Here is a 20142-nt window from a genome sequence, read left to right on the forward strand (position 1 = left end):
CCGCGCCTCCGTGACAATTGGTAATTGCCTATGAACTTTCCAGAAACACCCCTCGGCTACTACGAACGAACTTCCTGCTCCGCTCAATGGCTGGAGTTCAACCGGGCTCTTGCCGCCGAATTGAGCTCTGGATTACCGCCAGAAGAAGTTCGGCAACTGTTCGCGCGGATCGGCGCGCAGGTAGCGGGCGCGCTGCCCATCAGCCGTTGCGACTCCGTCGCAGAACTTCAGGCCGGGTTCAATTCCCGTTGGGAAAGCATCTCCTGGGGTTTCAGCAGCCTGAAAGAAGAGGCTGACTATCTGGAAATCACGCACGCCTGCAGCCCGTTTGCCATGGCCTTCGGCCCGGCATCCACAGACTGGGCCGGCGGCTTCTTCGAAGGCGCCTACCAGACATGGTTTGCGTCGCAAGGCATTCCTGCCGGGCTGCAGGTTCGTGTCGATGCCGCCGTTGCCGACGGCTCCACGCAAATCGTCTTGAGATTGGGCAAACAGCCATGAGCGTAATGGCAAGTCGCGTCAAGCCGAATTCCGCTGCGCCGCGGAGTGAAAAGGGTTGCAATGAGTGACAACGACCACGGAGGCGAAGACGTCGCAGGTCTGTTTCGCAAGTTCGGCGGTGATGTCAAGGGCTACCGGGAATTCGCCACGGAACCTCAGATGCACGAGCCGGCGCCATCGTGGCGCCTGGTATCCGGCGCCCGTGCGGGTGCCGCCGCACCGCAACCCGCACCGGCTGCGGCAGCACCGGTTCCCGCACCCACCCCGGTTGCACCCGCAGCTGCAGCGCCAGCGGCGGCACCCGTGAAATCATTGTTTGCACGGCCGGCGACTGCGCCGGTGGTGTCGCCCGCGAATGCCGTCGCACCGCTGCCGGCTCCGGCCGCTGCGTCGCAGACGCCGACGGCGAGCCCACTTACAGCACTGACAGGTTTGGCCGTTGCAGGCCAAACGCCGTCACCCGCACAGTCCACGTCCGCCGCGGCATCTGCCGTGCGCGAGCTGGACATTCTGTTTGCCCGGCTTGACGGGCAGCCGCCCCCGCAAGCGCCCGAAGCCGGCGGAAGCGGGCTGCTGTCCCGCTGGCGCAGGCCTTCCTGACGATGCACGTCATTGCCGTCATTGCGGCCAAGGGGGGCGTTGGGAAGACGACGGTGACTGCCAATCTGTGCACCACCCTGGCCGAGGCCGGGCATCAGGTGCTGGCGATCGACATGGACCCGCAAAATGCGCTGCGCTTCCACCTGTCGAACGACATCCAGGCCTGTGAAACGGGGCTGGCCAGCGCCCTCACGGGTGCACGCACCTGGACGGAAGTCATCCAGCCCGGCCGCGCCGGCACGCTGTTGCTGCCCTTCGGCACGGTCGACGACCAGCACCAGATCGAACTTGAACAGTATCTCGCCGGATCGCCGACGTGGCTGGCCGATACGTTGGCAAGCTTCGGCCTGCCGTCCCAGACCATCGTGCTGATCGACACGCCGCCCGGCCCGTCCGTCTACCTCCAGCAGACGCTGCGTGTGACGAATTTCAACGTCGTGACGATGCTGCCCGATGCTGGTTCGTTCGCAACCTTGCCAATCACCGATCGGATGATTGAGAAATATTGCACACCTCGGTCAGATTTCTTCGGAAATGGCTACCTGGTGAACCAGGTCGACCCAGGCAAAAGACTGAACCGCGACATACTCGAAGCGCTACGTGCCGACCTGGGCTCGCAGATGCTGGGCGTCGTTCACCAGGACCAGGCCGTCAGCGAGGCGCTGGCATCTGCCCTGACCGTGCGCTCCTATGCACCCTACTCCCAAGCCGCGCAGGACTTTTCCGAGTGCGCCGAGGTGTTGGTGCAGCGGCTGTCGATACCTGCACCCGCCGATGCCCGAGCAACCGCCTTGAGCCCCGACACGCCTACTCACTGACGCCATGAAGAACCCTGCATCGTTGCGCTCCGTTCCGAGCCGACTGGTCGACCTGCTGGGTGCCCAGCCTTTCCGGGGCATCGCCTGGGTACTGACACTGACCATCGTTGGCGTGCTGATCATCACGCCGATGACGCTGCAGCAGCAGCTGATCCTGTCGATCGGCATTCTGGTCGCAGCCATCCTCGTGAACCGCACGAAGGGAAAGCTCGGCACGCTGGTGTTGATCTTCCTGTCGGTCATCGTCTCGTCGCGCTACATGTACTGGCGCATCACCGAAACGATGTTCATGGACAACCTGCTCGACCTGGTGCTGGGCTTCGGGCTGCTCGTCGCCGAGGTCTACGCTTTCATCGTGCTGCTGCTGGGTTACGTGCAGACGGCCTGGCCGCTCGAGCGCAAGCCGGAGCCACTGCCCGAGGACTCCAGCACCTGGCCGACCGTCGACCTGTTCATCCCGACGTACAACGAGTCGCTGTCGGTGGTGCGATCGACGGTGCTTGCCTCGCAATCCATCGATTGGCCGCAGGACAAGCTCAAGATCTACGTGCTCGACGACGGCCGGCGCCCCGAATTCCGCGAGTTCTGCGAGCAGGTCGGCGTGATCCACGTCACCCGCGACAACAACCGCCACGCGAAGGCCGGCAACATCAATGCCGCGCTGAAGAACACCAGCGCGGAATTCGTCGCGATCTTCGATTGCGACCACATCCCGACGCGATCCTTCCTGCAGATCACCATGGGGCTGTTCAAGGATCCGAAGCTGGCCATGGTCCAGACGCCCCACTATTTCTTCTCGGCCGACCCGTTCGAGAAGAACCTGGACACCTTCGGCACCGTTCCCAATGAAGGCGAGCTGTTCTACGGCCTGATCCAGGACGGCAACGACCTCTGGAATGCGACCTTCTTCTGCGGCTCCTGCGCCGTCCTGCGCCGCACCATGGTGGAAGAAGTCGGCGGCATTGCCGTCGAGACCGTGACCGAAGATGCCCACACCGCGCTGAAGCTCCACCGCCTGGGCTACAGCACGGCGTATCTGGCGCTGCCGCAGGCCGCGGGCCTGGCCACCGAAAGCCTTTCCGGCCACGTGGGCCAGCGCATCCGCTGGGCGCGGGGCATGGCGCAGATCTTCCGGGTCGACAACCCGCTGTTCGGGCGCGGGCTCCAGTGGGCACAGCGGCTGTGCTACGTCAACGCCATGCTGCACTTCTTGTACGGCCTGCCGCGACTCATCTACCTGACCGCCCCGCTGGCCTACCTGCTTTTCGGTGCCAGCGTGATCCATGCCTCGGCATCGATGATCTTCGCGTACGCGCTGCCGCACATCTTCCACGCCAACCTGACCAACAGCCGGATCCAGGGGCGCTTCCGCTATCTGTTCTGGAACGAAGTGTACGAGGCGGTGCTGGCCTGGTACATCTTCCGGCCGACGGCGGTGGCGCTGATCAACCCCAAGCTCGGCAGTTTCAACGTGACGGCCAAGGGCGGTCTGATCCAGGAAGAGTACTTCGACACCTCGATCGCCAAGGCCAGCCTGTTCCTGCTGGCGCTGAACTTCCTGGGCGTGGCGGCCGGCCTCTGGCGGCTGACCTGGGTCGACCCGGACAACATCGCGACGGTCTGGCTGAATTTGGCCTGGACGTTCTACAACCTGGTGATCCTGGGCGCCTGCGTGGCGGCGGCCAACGAGTCCCGCCAGGTCCGCGGCGCACACCGGATCGCGCTGCGCGTGCCGTCCACGCTGCACTTCCCGGACGGCCACTCGATGCGCTGCCATACCTACGACTTCTCCAGCAGCGGCCTGGGCATCGACCTGCCGACCGAACTGCCGGCCGAGAACGGTGCGCCCGTCGAGGTGGCGCTGTTCCGTGGCGACATCGAATCGCGCTTCCCTGCGACCGTGCGCTTCAACCGCGGCAAGCGCATCGGCATCCAGTTCGATCCGCTCAGCTTTGCGCAGGAACGCGCGCTGGTGCAATGCACGGCGGCACGTGCCGACATCTGGGCGGCACGCTGGGGGAATCACCCGCGCGTCGGCGCGCACAAGGTGATCGGGCACATTGCGGCCATCAGCATGGTGGGTTTCCGCCAGATGTTCTCGCACTACTACCGCTCGGCAGCCAAGAAGCTGCGCCCCGCACGTCGGCCTGCCGAGCCAGCCAAAGAACCCTCCTGATCCGGTCCGTTTCACACGCTCTACCCATGAATCACCGCACTCCGAAACGAGCTACAGCCATCGCCTTGGCCCTCTTGGCCTGGAGCACGGGCTCGATCGAACTGGCCTCCGCGCAGACACGCAACCGCGTCACCACCCACCGTGCGGCGGCGGTGGCGCCCGTTGCCGCGACGGCCGCAGCGGCCGTGGCACCTGCCGGAAGCGCCACTGTGGCGCCCGTTGCAGCGGCGCCCCTGGCGGGAACGCTGCGCGAGCTGAACCTGACACAACTCGGCATCGACTACGCCATCAAGCTGCGCGGCGTGAGCGGCACGGTCGGCATCCCGTTCAGCGTTCGCGCGGATGAACTGATCACGGGCGCGTCGCTGCACCTGAACTACGCCTATTCGCCGGCGCTGATCCCCGAGCTCTCGCACATCAAGGTGAGCGTGAACAACGTGCTGCTCAGCACCCTGCCGGCGGACAAGGCCAATGCGGGCAAGCCGCTGACCGCCGACATTCCGATCGATCGCCGGCTGATCACCGACTTCAACCGGATCGACCTGGAGCTCGTCGGCCACTACACACGGGATTGCGAAGACCCGATGCACACCAGCCTCTGGGCCACGGTCGACGCATCGACGACGCTGCGGCTGAACGTCGCGCCGCTGAACACGGTCAACGACCTGGCGGTGCTGCCGCAACCGTTCTTCGACCGGCGCGACGTGCGCCGCCTGAAGCTGCCTTTCGTGTTCGGCAACGCCACGGCCACGCAGACACTCGAGGCCGCCGGCATCGTGTCCTCGTGGTTCGGCGCACTGGCCGGCTACCGCGGCGCGACCTTCCCGGTCAGCAACGGCGACCTGCCGCTGAGCAATGCGGTCGTGTTCGCGCTGCCCGACGCCACGATTCCCGGCGTCTCCCTGCCGTCCATCCAGGGCCCGGGGCTCGCCATCGTCGATCACCCACAGGACCCGCACCTGAAGCTGCTGGTCGTGAGTGGCCGCACGCCTGCCGAATTGCGCACGGCTGCATCGGCGCTGGCCCTCAACAACCGCGCGCTCACGGGCGCCACGGCCGGCATCCCCGAGTTCGAAATGCCGGCCGCCCGCAAGCCCTACGATGCGCCGCGCTGGATTTCGAGCGATCGCCCGGTGCAGCTCGGCGAGCTGGCACAGGCCTCGGATTTCTCGGTCGCCGGCTACACGCCGAACGTCATCCGGCTGAACATGCAGTTGCCGCCGGACCTGTTCACGTGGCGCAGCCGCGGTATTCCGCTCGACCTGCAATACCGCTACACGCCGCGCGTCCGGGCCGACCAATCGACCCTGAACCTGAGCGCCAACGACACCTTCATCGGATCGCTGCCGCTGCGCACGGCGTTCCCGACCGGTGACCACTGGTTCAACCCGGTGAGCCAGAAGCTGATGGCCGACGGCACCGTGCCGGAACGCAAGGAAGTGCTGCTGCCGACGCTGGCCGTCGGCTCGCGCGCCCAGCTGCAGATGCACTACTACTTCGAGCCTTCGAACGGCAAGTGCCTGCCGTTGCTGGACAACGTGCGTGGCGGCATCGACCCGATCTCCACGATCGACGTGTCGCACTTCCCGCACTACATCGCCATGCCCGAACTCGCGGCGTTCGCCAACAGCGGCTTCCCGTTCAGCCGGCTGGCCGATCTGGCCGACACGGCCGTCGTGCTGCCGGACCAGCCCGACGCCAGCGATACCGAAACCTACCTTGCTGTCATGGGCCAGTTGGGCAACGCCACCGGATTCCCGGCACTGCGCCTGACGGTCGGCCGTTCGTCGAACATCGGCCAGCTTTCCGACAAGGACCTGCTGGTCATCGGCAACCTGCAGAACCAGCCGCTGTTCACGCAGTGGGCTGCGCAGATGCCGCTGAAGCGCAACAACACCGCGCAGCAATACCGCTTCGGTGCCTGGGTCGACGAAGCGTTGAATTTCGTGACCGGCACCCGCAAGCGGGAAGACTTGCCGTCGAGCGCGCAGATCTCGATCGTGGACGACGGCGAGGATGCCGTGATTGCCGGCTTCGAATCGCCGCTGCGCGCGCAGCGCAGCGTGGTCGCGGTCGTCGCCACGGCGAAGTCGCAGCCTTCGCTGGTGAATGCGCTGATGACGCCCGACTTGATCAAGCGCATCCAGGGCAGCATGTCGCTGGTGCGCGGCACGCAGGTCAGCAGCGTGTTGACCGGTGACACTTATTACGTCGGACGGCTGCCTCCGGTCGCATGGCTGCAGTGGAATCTGTCGCGCAGCCCGATCGTTTTGATCATCGGCGCCGTGCTGATTGCCTTGATCGGCTCGGCTGCCGCTTATGCCAGCCTTCAGTTGCGGGCCCGCAAGCGCCTCCAGTAGGAATCGTTTGATCGCTCAATGACGCAACCCGACTTCGACGCCTTTCGCGAACCCGTGCTTGCGGGCCGTCGTCGCCTGCTGCAGGCGACGGCCTTGCTGCCGCTCGTCGCGGCGGCGCCTTCGTGGGCGCAGACGGCCGCGAGCAACTGCCTGAGCGTGTCCGACTGGACGACGTTCGCGACCCGGCACATCCAGGCCGACGGCCGCATCGTCGACTTCGACACGCCGCAGCAGCAGTCGACCTCGGAAGGCCAGTCCTACGGATTGTTCTTCGCGCTGGTGCACAACGACCGCCCGACCTTCGACCGCGTGCTCGAGTGGACGCACAAGAACCTGGCGGACGGCGACCTCGCGAAACGCTTGCCGTCATGGCAATGGGGCAAGAAGCCCGAAGGCGGATGGGGTGTGCTCGACAGCAACTCGGCCGCCGACTCGGACCTGTGGATTTCCTACACCCTGATCGAGGCATCGCGGCTCTGGAAGGACCCGTCGCTCCACAAGCTGGCTCGCGCCATGCTCGCCATGGTGGCGAAGGACGAGGTGATCAAGCTGCCGGGCCTGGGCCAGATCCTGCTGCCCTGGCCGCGTTCGGTCGCGACCGGCCCCGACTGGCGGCTCAACCCGAGCTACCTGCCATTGCAACTGCTGCGGCGGCTTGCGGAAGACAACCCGGGCGGCCCCTGGAACGAGATCGCCCAGAACACCGTGCGCATGCTCAGCAATGTGTCGCCGCAGGGCTACGCGCCGGACTGGTGTGCCTGGTCCGAAGACGACAAGACCTTCGTCGCCGACCCGAAGAAGCCGAACATCGGTGGCTATGACGCGATCCGTGTCTATCTCTGGGCCGGCATGCTGCATCGACAGGACCCGGCCCGCGCGCTGCTGCTGAAGACGCTGTACGGCCCGCGCCGCGCGATCGAGCAGCAGACCATGCCGCCGGAGTACGTCGACACCGCGACCGGTGCGATGCGAGGTAGCGGAGGCGTCGGATTCGCAGGCGCACTGCTGCCCTACCTCAAGGCGCAAAACCTCACCGCTGCAGTCGACGTCCAGGCGACGCGCGTGCGCAACCGTCTGGCGACCAGTTCGGCACCGGGCGCGCCATCGCCTCTCCCGTACTACGAGCGCATGTTGATTCTTTTCGGTCTGAGCTGGCTCGAAGGCCGGTATGCGTTCAGCAAATCCGGCCAACTGCAACCCAATTGGAGACTCCTATGTCCACCCGACCGGCCGGCATGAGCCCGGATACCCGCCCTGCGAAGCGCCTGAAGACGCGCCGCTCCACGGCCAGCCAGTTGATGGCGTGCATCGGCATCTTCGGCGCGTTGTGTGCCAGCGGCGCAGTGCATGCCCAGGCCGACGCCAACGCCGCGCTCGTCGAGCAAGGCACCTATTGGCAGAACATGGGCCGCGCCGACCTCGCCGAGGAAAGCTGGCGCAAGCTGCTGCGGGTCGACCCGCAATCGGCCGATGCGCTCTATGGCATGGCGCAGGTAGAGCTGTCGCGCGGCAACGCCGAAGCGGCACGTACCTGGGTCACACGCTTCAACACGGCCCACCCGAGCGATGCGCGCGCCCAGCGGCTGCGCCAGCAGGCGTCGCAGGGCACGGCCCCGTCGAGCGACCTGCAGCGCGCCCGCGCCGCCTCGCAGGCCGGCCGTTCGGCCGAAGCCGTGCAGCTCTACCGCAGCGTGATCGGCAACGGGCCGGTGCCCGACAACCTGGCCTTCGAGTATTACCAGGTGCTCGGCGGCACGCCGCAGGGTTGGGACGAAGGCCGGCGCGGCCTCGAACAGCTCGCCAAGGATCGCCCCGACAACCTCAACGTGCGGCTTGCGCTCGCGCAACTGCAGACCTATCGCGAGCCCACGCGCCGCGAAGGCATCCGCAACCTGGCGGAGCTGAGCAAGCAACCCGGCGTCGGCACCACCGCGCGCGCCAACTGGCGTCAGGCGCTGATCTGGCTGGATGCCCGCGCCCCGGACGCCACGCTGTACCGCGACTTCCTGACCGGCGGTGCCGATCCGGCCGTGACGGCGCGGCTCGAAAGCCTGACCGCGCCCAAGGTGGCGGCGCCACCGCCAGCGCCGCCGTCGGCGTCACAGCTGGCCGGTGCGCCGCTGGGCGAGGGCTTCCAGGCGCTCGACCGCGGCGATCAAGCCACGGCCGAGGCCCGCTTCCAGCAGGTGCTGAAGATCAAGCCGGGCGACAGCGATGCGACCGGCGGCCTTGGCCTGATCCGGCTGCGGCAGGAGCGTTTCGGTGAAGCGCAGGAACTGCTCGAGCAGGCCTCGCGCGGCGGCAACCGCAAATGGGCGCAGGCGCTCGCGAGCGCCAGCTACTGGAACCTGATGGGCCAGGCCAACACGGCGCGCCAGAACGGCGACCTCGGCAACGCGCTGGCGCTGTACGAGCGCGCGGTGCGCATCGACGGCCGCGAGCCTTCGGGCGTGATCGCGCTGGCCGACATCCGCTCGGCCAACGGCGACTTCACGCAGGCCGAACAAGGCTACAACCGCATCCTCGAGGCGAAGCCGAACGATCCGCAGGCGCTGCGTGGCCTGATCGGCGTCTACAGCCAGACCGGCCGCAGCAACGAAGCGCTCGCACTGTCCCAGCGGCTCACGCCCGAACAGGCCAGCCAGATCGGCGGATTGCAGACCGCGCGCGTCGAGCAGGCCCGTGCGCAGGCACGCCAGCAGATCGATGCGGGCGACCTGGTCGGTGCACAGCGCACGCTGGAAGATTCGCTGTTGATCGCGCCGGACAGCCCGTGGATCCGCCTCGACCTTGCCAACCTGTACCGCCGCCAGGGCTTCGCGGCGCAGGCGCGCGGCGTGATGGACGGCCTCCTGCTGTCGCAGCCGGACATGCCGGATGCGCTCTATGCCAGCGCGCTGCTGGCGTCCGACGCCGGCGATCCGATCGGCGGCCTGCAGTACCTCGAACGCGTGCCGGCCGGCTCGCGCACGCGTGACATGACGCAGCTGCAGCGCCGTCTGTGGGCGCTCGGACAGGCGCAGCAGGCGCAAGCACTGGCGCGTCAGGGCCAGAACGGTGCCGCGCGCAATGTGCTCGCGCAGACCGAATCGCTGCTGGGCAATGACATGCCCACCGAGATCTGGGGCCAGCTCGCCAACGCCTATGCGGACATCGGCGACACGCCGCGTGCCCTGGCCATGAGCCGTCAGCTGCTGACGCGCAACCCGAATCCGCCGATCAGCGACCGCCTGCTCTACGCATCGATCCTGATGAAGACGCAGCAGGACATCGAGCTGGCCGCCGTGCTGCGCCAGCTGCAGGCTTCGCCGATGACACCGGCGCAGCGCAGCGACTTCGACGCACTGCGCACCAGCTACAGCCTGCGCCAGACCGACGCGCTGCGAGAGGCCGGCAACCTGGAGGCCGCCTACAACGCGATGGCGCCGGTGTTGTCCGAGCGACCCAACGACCCGCAGGTGATGGGCGCGCTGGCGCGGCTTTACACCGCAGCCGGCGACGACCAGCAAGCGTTGACGCTCTACCAGCGTGTCCTGCAGCGCACGCCGACCGATCTCGACACGCTGCTCGCCGCGGCCTCCGCGTCGACGGCCATCAAGGACAACGCAGGCGCCGAGGCCTATGCGATGGCGGCGCTCAAGCAGGCGCCCGATCAGTCGCGCGTGCTTGCAGCCGCAGGCCGCGTGTACCGCGGCGCCGGCGACCATACGCGCGCCGAGCAGTATCTGCGCGCCGCCGTGGCGGCGGAGAACCGGGCCGCGACGGGCGTGGGCCTGGCATCGGCCGGCGGTGGACGTCCGACGGGCAATCCGTTCGCGGGCATCACCGGCGGTGCGCCGTCGGGAGCGGCCTTCGGCCTGTTCCAGACCTCGACACCGGCGGCGGCGCCAGCCACGCCTGCGTCCCCGTTCGCGGGCATGCGTGGCAACAATGCCGCCCTGCCGGCAGCGATGGCATTGCCGATGTCCGGCACGGCCGTCGCGCCGGCCAACGTCGGCGGTGCCTACCCGAACTATGCGGGCGCAGCCGTCGCGGCAAGCGGTGGCGTGGTGCCGTGGACCACTCCCGGCGCGACCGCGCAAAACAGCACGTCGACCGCACGCACGACAGCCACGACGGCACGCAACGCCGTGGCCAGCAACGCGGCGACCGGCACCAATGCCAACCGCGTGCGCACCTCGGCCACGCTGCCGGCGGCGCGCAGCACGACCACGGCGAACGCCGCCAACAACATCAACACCTGGCAGACGCCTGCGGGCACCAACATGGCTCAAGCGCCGGCCTACCCGGCCTATCCTGCAGCCTCGATGGCCGACAGCCTGCCTGTGCCCGGCCAGCCGCGCGCAGCGACGAGCCTGCCCAGTGCGCCGGGCTGGAATGCACCGCTGCGCACGCCGACCAATCCGCTGCTGTCGGAACTGCAGTCGCTGCAGTCCGAGCGCAGCACCTCGGTCAGCGTCGGTACCGTCTACCGCAACCGCGCGGGCGAAGACGGCATGAGCAAGCTGTCGGACCTGCAGATCCCGATCCAGGCGCGCATCCCGATCGGTGGCAGCGGTACCAAGATCGTCGTCAGCGCGACGCCGACGGTGATCGACGCCGGCACGCTGGGCTCCGACTACTCCACGACCAGCCGCTTCGGCAGCGGGCCATCGGGCGCACTCAACCAGGCGCTCGGCACGGTGCGTGCACCCGATTCGCAGAACGCCAGCGGCCTCGGCCTGGCCGTCGGCGTCGAGACCGAGCATCTGTCCGCCAACATCGGCACGACGCCACTGGGCTTCCAGGAAAGCAACGTGATCGGCAACGTGACCTACAGCGGCAACCTGACGGACAACCTGTCCCTGAAGGCCGACCTGTCGCGCAAGCCGGTGACGGACAGCCTGCTGTCTTTCGCAGGCACGGAAGACCGCCGCACCGGCGACAAATGGGGCGGAATCATCGCCACCGGCGGCCGCATGGACATGACGCACGACGACGGCACCTTCGGTGTCTACGGCTACGGCTCCTACCACTCGGTGACCGGCACGAACGTGCAGAGCAACAGCCGCGTGGAAGGCGGCGGCGGGCTCTACATGCACCTGCTGCGCGGCGCGGGCAACACCCTCACCGCCGGCATGAACATCGGGTTGATGAGCTACGACAAGAACCTGAGCTACTTCACCTATGGCCACGGCGGCTACTTCAGCCCGCAGAGCTATGTGAGCGTGGCCTTCCCGGTGGACTGGCAAGGCCGCAACAACCGGCTGTCGTGGCGGGTCAACGCGTCGCTGGGCATCCAGGCTTTCAAGCAGGACGATGCGAACTACTTCCCGAACGATGCGACGCGCCAGGCCAATGCGGCAAGTTCCGCGGCAGCCGCCACGGCACTCGGGCTGACCACCACGACGTTCACGGGCATCTACCCCGGCACCTCGCACACCGGCCTGGCCTACAACGTGGCAGGCGTGCTCGAGTACCAGGTGGCGCCTCAGCTCTACCTGGGCGGAACGGTCGGCCTGAACAATGCGCAGAACTATCGCCAACTGACGGGCGGTATCTACCTGCGGTACATGTTCGGGGAAGGCAGTTCGTTCGCCAACCCGACCATGGGCACGACGCTCAACCCCGTCACGTCGCCGTACACGCCGCTGCTCTGAAGCCGCACGTCGGCGAGAGATCGCCGACCCACAAAAAAAGGGCCCGCTTCGGGCCCTTTTTTCGTCTGGAGGATCAAGTCGGACGGGCGGTGCGCGGTGCACGCCCGCCACGTCAGCAATCGGAGCCGCGCCCCCAAGGCGGATTGCTTTCGAAGCCCGCGATCCATGCCGGAACCTGGGCTGCCGCCAGCGGCTTGGCGATCCCGTATCCCTGTCCGAGGTTGCAGCCCAGCGCAAGCAGCGCATCGCCGTGCGCGATGGACTCGACGCCCTCGGCGATGGTCTTGCGTCCGAGCGCCTGCGCCAACAGGAGGATTCCCTTGACGATCGCTTGGTCCTCCGGATCATCGAGCATGCCGCTCACGAAGGACTGGTCGAGCTTCAGCGAGCTCAATGGCAGACGGCGCAGGTAGGCCAGCGACGAATAGCCGGTGCCGAAGTCGTCCATGGTGACCGGCACCCCCATCTCGGTACAGGCCGTGATGAACTGCGACACGGCTGCGAAATCCTTGATCGCGGTGGTCTCGAGAATCTCCAGTTCCAGCACGCCGGCCGGCAGCTGCGGAAAGCGCCCGAGGTGGAAGTTGAGCCGTTGCACGAAGTCGGGCCGCAGCATGTGCCGCGCACTGATGTTGACGCTCACCGCGGTCTGCACACCCAGACTCAGCCATTCGGCCGCCTGGCTCACGGCCTCGCCGATGGCCCAGTCGCCGAGATCCTCGACCAGCTCGTGATCCTCGATCAGGTTCACGAACTCGGCCGGCTGCAGGAGACCGCGCTCCGGATGCTGCCAGCGGATCAGCGCCTCGAAGCCGATCACCACGCCGCACCGCATGTCGACCTTGGGCTGATAGGCCAGCAGGAATTCATTGCGCTGCAAGCCTTCCTTGATGGCCAGCAAGACCTGTCGCTCCTGCTGCTCGTCGCGTGCCTGGCTCGCGTCGAAGAAATGGATGTTGCTGCCGCCCGGCCTCTTGGCCAGGAACACCGCGTTCTGCGCGTGCTGCAGCATCACCTCGGTTTCCTGTTCGCCATAGGGCATCAGCGCCACGCCCATGCTGGCACGAAGGCGCGCCAACCGGTCCTGCAGCCGATACGGATGCGTGAGCCGTGCGAGCAGTTGTTCGGCGAATTCCTCGCACTGCTTTCGACCGGTGAAGGAAAGCACCAGCGCGAACTCGTCGCCGCCGATCCGCGCCACCGTCGCGTCGTATGGTGCAGCGGCCTTGAGGCGACGCGCCACCTCGCGCAGCACGGCATCGCCACCTTCGGGTCCGAAGCGGTCGTTGATGTCACGGAACCGGTCGATGTCCAGATAGCAGACGGCCAGCAGGCGGCCTGGATGGCCGGCATGGACATGAAGCGTCTGGTCGAGTTCATCGACCGAAGGAATGCGATTGGGCAGGCGGGTCAGTGGATCGCGTCGCGACAGCACGTCGAGCCGTTCGCCGCGCAATCCGCGCGAGCTCAGCGCGAAGGTCCAGAGAATGCAGCGGTCTTCCATTCGCTCGCCGCGCATGTCGACCTGCACGTCCCTGCCATGGCTGCCAAGCAGGGTGACACCGGGGTACTCGATCACGCCGAGCGCCGGGACCGGGATCTCGTTGCCCGTGGTTCCTGCCGAGCCCGAGGGCGAGGCATACACGTCGACCAGCGGCAGGTCGGCCAGTTCGCCGGGGGCGTATCCGAGCAGTTTGTGCGCGTCCTCGTCGGCCCAGAGAATCCGCCCGTCGCAAACCTTGAAGTGACCGGCGACGACGCGGGAGGGCATTGTTGAACGAGAAATCGGTGGGCTATAGAACGAAGAAAGACACTGGCCGCCATTTCGCGGACGGGCAGCTATTGTTGATCCAAAGCGTCTTTCGAAAGGGCATTTTTGTGCACTATTTGTGCAAATGCGACGCCGCTGGACTCAGCGTGAATCACGGTCCATCTCATGTTCACGGTAGTGCCGCGCCTTGTCCTCATACATCGCACGGTCGGCACGAAGGAGCGCGGCATCCAGCGTGTCGTTGGCGCCATGGCAGGTCGCCATGCCCACCGCGAGGCTGAGGGTCAGGCCGGTCTGGCCGGCATAGAACTGGTTGTTGAGTTCGAGCAGCGAAGCCACGCGGTCGCGCGCGGCTTGCGCACCGCGCTCGTCGGTCGCGGGCATCAGGATCGCGAACTCGTCGCCGCCGATGCGTGCAGGCCAGGCCGGTGAATCGACGGCCTTGGCCAGCACTTCGCCGACGCGTCGCAACAGGCCGTCGCCCGCGGCATGCCCGTTCTCGTCGTTGACCTGCTTCATCCCGTTCAGGTCGATGGCCAGCACCGACACGGGCCACGGACCTTTGCGCGACAGCCGATTCAACTCCTCCGTGTAGAAGGTCCGGTTGTTGAGCTGGGTCAGCACGTCGTGCTTGCCCAGATACTCCAGGTAGGCCTCGGCCTTCTTGCGCGCCGTGATGTCCATCAGCGACACCAGCACGAGATCCCAATGGGCCAGATGGTCGGCCATCACGGAGAACTGCATGTGGATGTGGATCAGTTCCCCGGTCAGCGAGTAGTTGACGACCTCCCGCTGCTGCAGCGTCTTGCCGTTCCACAGATCCTGCAGTTGCTCGGCGAAGGAGTCGCGCATCTCGTCGCGGAACACGCGCGGGATGTTCTGCAGGAGCATCTTCTTGTCGGTCGCGCCGAACATGTGGAGCGTCTCGCGGTTGACGTCGATCACGCGGATTTCCTGCATGCAGCGCGTGACGAACTCCGGATGCACCTTGATGAAGGTCGAGAAGTCCGTGATGCCGCGCTCACGGATATCGCCGAGCAGGCGCTTGATCACGCTGAAGTCCTCGACCCAGAGCGACACCGGCGAATGATCGAAGAGGTTGCGCGCATGGCGCTCGCTGTCGGCGCGTTGGCGCTTGGCAGCGACTTCGGCCGTGATGTCGTCAAGCGAAATGAGCGCGCGGTCCCAGCTCGTCTCATGGCCCGGAAGCATGCGGATGCGCACGCGCACGTCGAGCCGGCGGCCATCGAGCGTGTAGTTCACGGTCTGGGTCTGCACGCTCAGGTTGCCCTGCCACAGCTGATTGAGCTCGTACAGCGCAGAGGCGGTCATGTCGCCGCGGAAAATGCTGTCGAGCCGCGACAGCAGCTCGTCCTGCGAAGATGCCGCGAACAGGCTCAGCGTCGCCTGGTTGACGCGAAGCACCTGGTAGGTGGACAGGCATTCGCGTACACGCGACGGATCTTCGGTCAGATAGGCGGTCAGGTCCTGAACGCCTTCGGCACGCCATTCGTCGAACAGTTGCTTGAGTCGGCTGTAGTCCTCGAGCCAGAGCGACACGGGCGCGAGATCGAACATGGCATCGAGATCGGTAGAGGGTGACATTCGTTTGCGGCGCCTGGAAATTCCCAAGCGCAATTGTCATGCCGCCCAACCCTCGGAAACAATTCGTTTCCTCCTAAGTTGGTGGGTGAATACGCCACTTTGGCACACGATGAGCCGCTGTTTTTCAGGATTCGAGTACCGGTTTCGACTGTGGTGCGGGCGACGCCTGCCTGCGCATGATCCAGTTGAACAGCGGCGTGGCCATCAGCGTGGTCGCGATGGCCATTAGGACCAGCACCGCAAACAAGCCCGGCTCGATGACGCCCGCCTGCAGGCCGATGTTGATGATGATCAGCTCCATCAGCCCGCGCGCATTCATCAGCGCGCCGATCGCCATCGCGTCCCTGCCGGCCTCCCCGGAAAGCCGGGCCGCGGCCCAGCATGCCAGCCCCTTGCCGCAGAACGAGGCGGCCAGGATCGCCGCAGCGGCCAGCAGGATGCCCGGCTCGAAGAGGACCGCCATGCGCGTATTCAGCCCGGAATAGGTGAAGAACATCGGCAGCAGAAAGATCACGACGAAGGGCTGCAATTGCTCGCGCAGCTTTTGCGTGAGCGCCCCGCGCGGCAAGACCGCGCCCAGCAGGAAGCCGCCGAAGACCGCATGGATGCCGATCGCGTCCATGGCGAACGCGCTGAGCGCGAAGAGCACCAGCACCGTCGCCAGCAGCGTCGAGCTCAGGGGTGCGTCGGGCTGCACGTGGCGCGCCAGTCCGCGCAGCAACCGCGAGCCGATGAAGATCATGAACAGGGCAAAGGCCACGCCGCCGCCGATGGCCGCGTAGGCACCGCCCCACGATCCGCCGAAACTCGCCAGGACGATGGCCAGGATGCACCAGGCCGCCGCGTCGTCGACCGCGCCGGCCGTGAGCGCCAGCGTGCCGAGCGGTGTCCCGGCCAGGCCGCGCTCGTGGATGATGCGGGCCAGCATCGGGAAGGCCGTGATGGCGATGGCGGCGCCCAGGAACAGCCCGGCCTCCATGGGCTTGGCCTTGGCGGCGAAGAGGCCCGGAATGCCGTGCAGCCACGGGATCATGGCAAAGGCCAGCACGAACGGCACCACGATGCCGGCAGCGGACACGGCCGCGGCACTGCGGAAGCGGCTGCGGAAGTGGTCCGAGCGGAATTCCGTGCCGACCAGGAACATGTACATGCCGACGCCGAGCTGCCCGCCGACGTAGAGCATGCCCAGCGTCTCCTTGGGGAAGACGGCACGCTGCAGTTCGGGCCAGACCCAGCCCAGCAGCGACGGACCGAGCGCCACGCCGGCAATCATCTCGCCCACGACCTGCGGCTGCCCCAGCTTCTGCGCCAGGCGCCCCACCAACTGGCATGCAGTGATGATCACCGCGATCTGGAGGAAGAAATAGACGGAGAGCTGGGCAGTGGTCATGCGCTGGCACCTGGGTGTTCGACCGGGCCGAAGCGGCCATGTCCGGTTGGCATTATCTGTACGGCCCCCTGACCGGCAACGCCAGGTGCCGCCAGCGCGGCGCTGTCTCGCTCAATCGACAGGGCGCAGACCGCTGGCGACCGTCGGATGCCGCAGCCGCACACGCAGCTCGCGCTTCAGCCGTGCGTTGTCGAGCCGCCGCGACTCGCCCATGAAACTCAGCATCGACAACGGCAACTGTGTTTGCGCTACGTCGCGTGCGATGCGCGGCGGCCGGGGCAGGCCGTACAGGTCCGCCGCGAAATCGAAGTAGTCACCCATCTTCATGTCGGTGTCGTCGCTCGCATGGAAGACGCGAGGCGCGCCGCCGCGCCACAGCGCTGCAAGGCAGGCGCGCGCCAGATCGTCGGCGTGGATATGGTTGGTGTAGACGTCGTCCTCGCTGCGCAGCACCGGCGTGCCCTTGAGCAGCCGCGTGCGGGGCGTGCCGCCTTCCCGGTCGGGTGCATAGATCCCCGGAATGCGCAGGATCCGCACGGCCACGCCGGCCCGGCCGAACTGGCGCACCCGGCGCTCGGCGTCGACACGCCGGTGCGCGCGCGGCGTATGCGGATCGACGGCGCGCGTCTCGTCGATGCGCGCGCCACCGCAGTCGCCGTAGACACCGCTGGTCGAGCCATAGACCAAGGCCTTCGGCAAGGTGCGCAACCGAAGCGCGCGCAGCAAGCCTGCCGTTCGCAGGTCCCGCGACCATCCGGCGCCCTCCGCCACGTTGGCAGGTGGCGCCAGGTGCAGCACGCGTGTCGCCAGTCCGGCCAGCCGCCGCAGGCTGGCCGGCACGTCCAGATCGACCCGTATCGGCGTGGCGCCTGCGGCTCGCAACACGGCCAGGCGTTCGGGCGACGATGTGGTCGCCATGAGCCTGACGCGGCCGGCCAGCGGCGCTGCCACACGCAGGCCGACGTCGCCGCATCCGACGATCAAGACCCTCGCGCGGCGGAAACGGGCGGGCCGTGCGCCGAGCGGATGACTGATTGAAGGCAAAATCCGTTCTCCCCTTCGAGTTCCGTTCAGAAAATCCCCATGACCAGTGCAGCGCCGAATGCGGCAGGCTTCCAGATCACCGTCGAACCCAGTGGCCGCCAGTTCCTGGCCCAGGGAGACGAATCCATTCTCGCCGCGGGCATCCGCCAAGGTGTCGGCCTGCCGTATGGCTGCAAGGACGGCGCCTGCGGTTCGTGCAAGTGCCGCAAGCTGTCGGGCGAGGTCACGCACGGCCCGCACCAGAGCAAGGCCCTGAGCGCCGAGGAAGAAGCCAGCGGCTTCGTGCTCACCTGCTGCGCGACGGCGCAGAGCGACGTGATGCTCGAGTCGCGCCAGGTCACCGAACTCGGCGCCTTCCCGATTCGCAAGATGCCGGCGCGGGTGCTGTCGCTGGTGCGCAAATCGCACGACGTGATCCAGCTGCGCCTGCAACTGCCGGCCGGCGAGCCGCTGCAGTTCCATGCCGGGCAATACGTCGAATTCCTGTTGCGCGACGGCTCGCGCCGCAGCTACTCGATGGCCAATGCGCCGCACACGCTGAGCGAACCGGGCACCGGCGTCGAGCTGCACATCCGCCACATGCCCGGCGGCAAGTTCACCGACCACGTGTTCGGCGCGATGAAGGAGAAGGAAATCCTCCGCATCGAAGGGCCGTACGGCAGCTTCTTCCTGCGCGAGGAGTCCGACAAGCCGATCGTGCTGCTCGCGTCCGGCACCGGTTTCGCGCCGATCAAGGCACTGATCGAGCACATGAAGTTCAAGGCGGTCGACCGGCCGGCCACGGTCTACTGGGGCGGACGCCGGCCCGAAGACCTCTACATGGACGACTGGCTGAAGACGCAGCTCGCCGAGATGCCGAACCTGCGCTATGTGCCGGTGATCTCCAACGCAGTGCCCGAGGACAACTGGACCGGCCGCACCGGCTTCGTCCACCGCGCGGTGCTGGAGGACTTCGCCGACCTGTCGGGCCACCAGGTCTACGCCTGCGGCGCACCGATCGTGGTCGACTCGGCCAAGCGGGACTACGTGGCCGAAGCCGGCCTGCCCGAGGACGAGTTCTACGCCGATGCCTTCACGACCGAGGCCGACAAGGCCGTGCCCTGAGCTGGGCACGGGCGTGGCGGCAACGCCGCAGTGACTTTCAACGACAGGGACAACGAGGCTCGGGACAAGAGCCCCAGACCAAAAGAGACACCATGAATTCCAGGCACTTCCTTCTCTCGCTGTTGTCGGCGGCCGCACTGCTGGCGGCCACGACGCAGGCATCGGCGCAGCAGCGCACCATCCGGCTCATCGTGCCCTACGCAGCCGGCGGTCCGCTCGATGTGACGTCGCGCGTGCTGGCCGATGCGGTCAAGGATGCGCTCGGCGTCGTGATCATCGACAACAAGCCGGGTGCCGGCGGCAACATCGGCGCCGATGCGGTCGCCAAGGCGGCGCCGGACGGCCTGACCATAGGCCTGGCCGCGACGGCAACGCATGCGGTGAACCCATGGCTCTACAGCAAGATGCCGTTCAACGCGGCAACGGACTTCACGCCCATCACCCAGATGGTCCGCGTCCCCAACGTGCTGGTGATGAACGCCGAAACCGCCCAGCGGCTCAAGATCAACACCCTCGGCGACCTGATCGCCTATGCCAAGGCCAACCCCGGCAAGCTGAACTATGGCAGCGGCGGCAACGGCAGCGCGGGCCATCTCGCAGGCGAGATGTTCAAGCAGCAGGCCGGCATCTTCGCCGTGCATATCCCGTACAACGGCGGTAACCCGGCCCAGCTCGCGCTGCTGTCGGGCCAGGTCGACTTCAACTTCGACAACCTCGCCACGGCCGCACCCAACATCCGTTCGGGCAAGCTCAAGGCGATCGCGGTCACGACGCTCGAGCGCAGCAGCGCGCTGCCCAACGTACCGCCGGTGGCCGACACGCTCAAGGGCTTCTCGATCGACACGTGGTGGGGCCTGGTCGCACCGGCCGGCACGCCGCACGACGTGGTCGTCAAGCTCAGCCAGGCCTTCATCGCGGCCCTGCATACGCCGGAAACCAAGGCGCGCTTTGCCACGCTGCTGGCCGAACCGGTGGGCAACACGCCGGAACAATTCGGCGCGTTCATGAAGAGCGAGCTGGCCAAGTACGAAAAAGTCGTCAAGGTCAGCGGGGCGAAAGTCGACTGAGCCCCAGGCTTGCTCGCTTCGCGTAGCCACCACCCCCTTCCGGGGGCAACACCGGCGGCCCGGCGAA

The 20142-nt window shown here is 66.9% G+C and carries 12 protein-coding genes; 8 read left to right on the top strand and 4 right to left on the bottom strand.

Annotation, left to right across the window (positions count from 1 at the left end; genetic code table 11):
* The first annotated feature begins 30 nt into the window (after positions 1 to 30).
* The 6 genes from bcsD to AC07PZ_RS14130 all read left to right on the top strand — a co-directional run bounded on the left by bcsD (position 31) and on the right by AC07PZ_RS14130 (position 12094).
* On the top strand, positions 31 to 501 hold the full coding sequence (gene bcsD, locus AC07PZ_RS14105; RefSeq protein WP_495295733.1) for a cellulose biosynthesis protein BcsD: 471 nt from the start codon (positions 31 to 33) through the stop codon (positions 499 to 501).
* A 602-nt stretch (positions 502 to 1103) separates the two neighbouring features.
* Positions 1104 to 1919, top strand: a complete 816-nt coding sequence (bcsQ, locus tag AC07PZ_RS14110; protein WP_495295734.1) for a cellulose biosynthesis protein BcsQ — start codon at positions 1104 to 1106, stop codon at positions 1917 to 1919.
* A gap of 4 nt (positions 1920 to 1923) precedes the next feature.
* Entirely contained in the window at positions 1924 to 4095 is a 2172-nt protein-coding gene (gene bcsA / locus AC07PZ_RS14115) for a UDP-forming cellulose synthase catalytic subunit (RefSeq protein WP_495295735.1), read from the top strand.
* Positions 4096 to 4160: 65 nt separating this feature from the next.
* A complete protein-coding gene (gene bcsB / locus AC07PZ_RS14120; protein WP_495295736.1) occupies positions 4161 to 6455 on the top strand; it encodes a cellulose biosynthesis cyclic di-GMP-binding regulatory protein BcsB in 2295 nt (764 codons plus the stop codon).
* Between the two features lie 18 nt (positions 6456 to 6473).
* On the top strand, positions 6474 to 7694 hold the full coding sequence (gene bcsZ / locus AC07PZ_RS14125) for a cellulose synthase complex periplasmic endoglucanase BcsZ (RefSeq protein ID WP_495295737.1): 1221 nt from the start codon (positions 6474 to 6476) through the stop codon (positions 7692 to 7694).
* Positions 7670 to 12094, top strand: coding sequence for a cellulose synthase subunit BcsC-related outer membrane protein (locus tag AC07PZ_RS14130; RefSeq protein ID WP_495295738.1), 4425 nt, complete (start codon positions 7670 to 7672; stop codon positions 12092 to 12094). The genes bcsZ and AC07PZ_RS14130 overlap by 25 nt, the downstream gene beginning before the upstream one ends.
* A 112-nt stretch (positions 12095 to 12206) precedes the next feature.
* Here the strand turns inward: AC07PZ_RS14130 and AC07PZ_RS14135 are convergent, their stop codons facing one another.
* From AC07PZ_RS14135 to AC07PZ_RS14150, 4 genes are all read right to left on the bottom strand, one after another.
* The gene (locus AC07PZ_RS14135; protein WP_495295739.1) at positions 12207 to 13865 is read right to left on the bottom strand and encodes a putative bifunctional diguanylate cyclase/phosphodiesterase; all 1659 of its coding nucleotides are present in this window, start codon (positions 13863 to 13865) and stop codon (positions 12207 to 12209) included.
* Between the two features lie 141 nt (positions 13866 to 14006).
* Positions 14007 to 15470 (bottom strand): sensor domain-containing diguanylate cyclase, encoded by a 1464-nt coding sequence (locus AC07PZ_RS14140; RefSeq protein ID WP_495295740.1) that lies wholly within the window; start codon positions 15468 to 15470, stop codon positions 14007 to 14009.
* A gap of 124 nt (positions 15471 to 15594) precedes the next feature.
* Positions 15595 to 16860: a cation:proton antiporter gene (locus tag AC07PZ_RS14145; RefSeq protein WP_495295741.1), complete on the bottom strand. Its 1266-nt coding sequence runs from the start codon at positions 16858 to 16860 to the stop codon at positions 15595 to 15597.
* Positions 16861 to 16971: 111 nt separating this feature from the next.
* Positions 16972 to 17904: an SDR family oxidoreductase gene (locus tag AC07PZ_RS14150; protein ID WP_495295742.1), complete on the bottom strand. Its 933-nt coding sequence runs from the start codon at positions 17902 to 17904 to the stop codon at positions 16972 to 16974.
* Between the two features lie 39 nt (positions 17905 to 17943).
* Here AC07PZ_RS14150 and AC07PZ_RS14155 point away from each other — a divergent pair, with 39 nt between their 5' ends.
* Together AC07PZ_RS14155 and AC07PZ_RS14160 are read left to right on the top strand one after the other, a co-directional pair.
* Entirely contained in the window at positions 17944 to 19008 is a 1065-nt protein-coding gene (locus AC07PZ_RS14155; protein WP_495295743.1) for a CDP-6-deoxy-delta-3,4-glucoseen reductase, read from the top strand.
* A 92-nt stretch (positions 19009 to 19100) separates the two neighbouring features.
* Positions 19101 to 20075 (top strand): Bug family tripartite tricarboxylate transporter substrate binding protein, encoded by a 975-nt coding sequence (locus AC07PZ_RS14160; protein ID WP_495295744.1) that lies wholly within the window; start codon positions 19101 to 19103, stop codon positions 20073 to 20075.
* Positions 20076 to 20142 lie beyond the last annotated feature (67 nt).

This window comes from Variovorax sp. GW821-FHT10B04, from assembly GCF_059415645.1.

Coding starts and splice junctions, on each gene's coding strand:
- bcsD (WP_495295733.1), top strand. CDS start 31: ATGAACTTTCCAGAAACACCCCTCGGCTACTACGAACGAACTTCCTGC.
- bcsQ (WP_495295734.1), top strand. CDS start 1,104: ATGCACGTCATTGCCGTCATTGCGGCCAAGGGGGGCGTTGGGAAGACG.
- bcsA (WP_495295735.1), top strand. CDS start 1,924: ATGAAGAACCCTGCATCGTTGCGCTCCGTTCCGAGCCGACTGGTCGAC.
- bcsZ (WP_495295737.1), top strand. CDS start 6,474: ATGACGCAACCCGACTTCGACGCCTTTCGCGAACCCGTGCTTGCGGGC.
- AC07PZ_RS14130 (WP_495295738.1), top strand. CDS start 7,670: ATGTCCACCCGACCGGCCGGCATGAGCCCGGATACCCGCCCTGCGAAG.
- AC07PZ_RS14135 (WP_495295739.1), bottom strand. CDS start 13,865: ATGCCCTCCCGCGTCGTCGCCGGTCACTTCAAGGTTTGCGACGGGCGG.
- AC07PZ_RS14140 (WP_495295740.1), bottom strand. CDS start 15,470: ATGTCACCCTCTACCGATCTCGATGCCATGTTCGATCTCGCGCCCGTG.
- AC07PZ_RS14145 (WP_495295741.1), bottom strand. CDS start 16,860: ATGACCACTGCCCAGCTCTCCGTCTATTTCTTCCTCCAGATCGCGGTG.
- AC07PZ_RS14155 (WP_495295743.1), top strand. CDS start 17,944: ATGACCAGTGCAGCGCCGAATGCGGCAGGCTTCCAGATCACCGTCGAA.
- AC07PZ_RS14160 (WP_495295744.1), top strand. CDS start 19,101: ATGAATTCCAGGCACTTCCTTCTCTCGCTGTTGTCGGCGGCCGCACTG.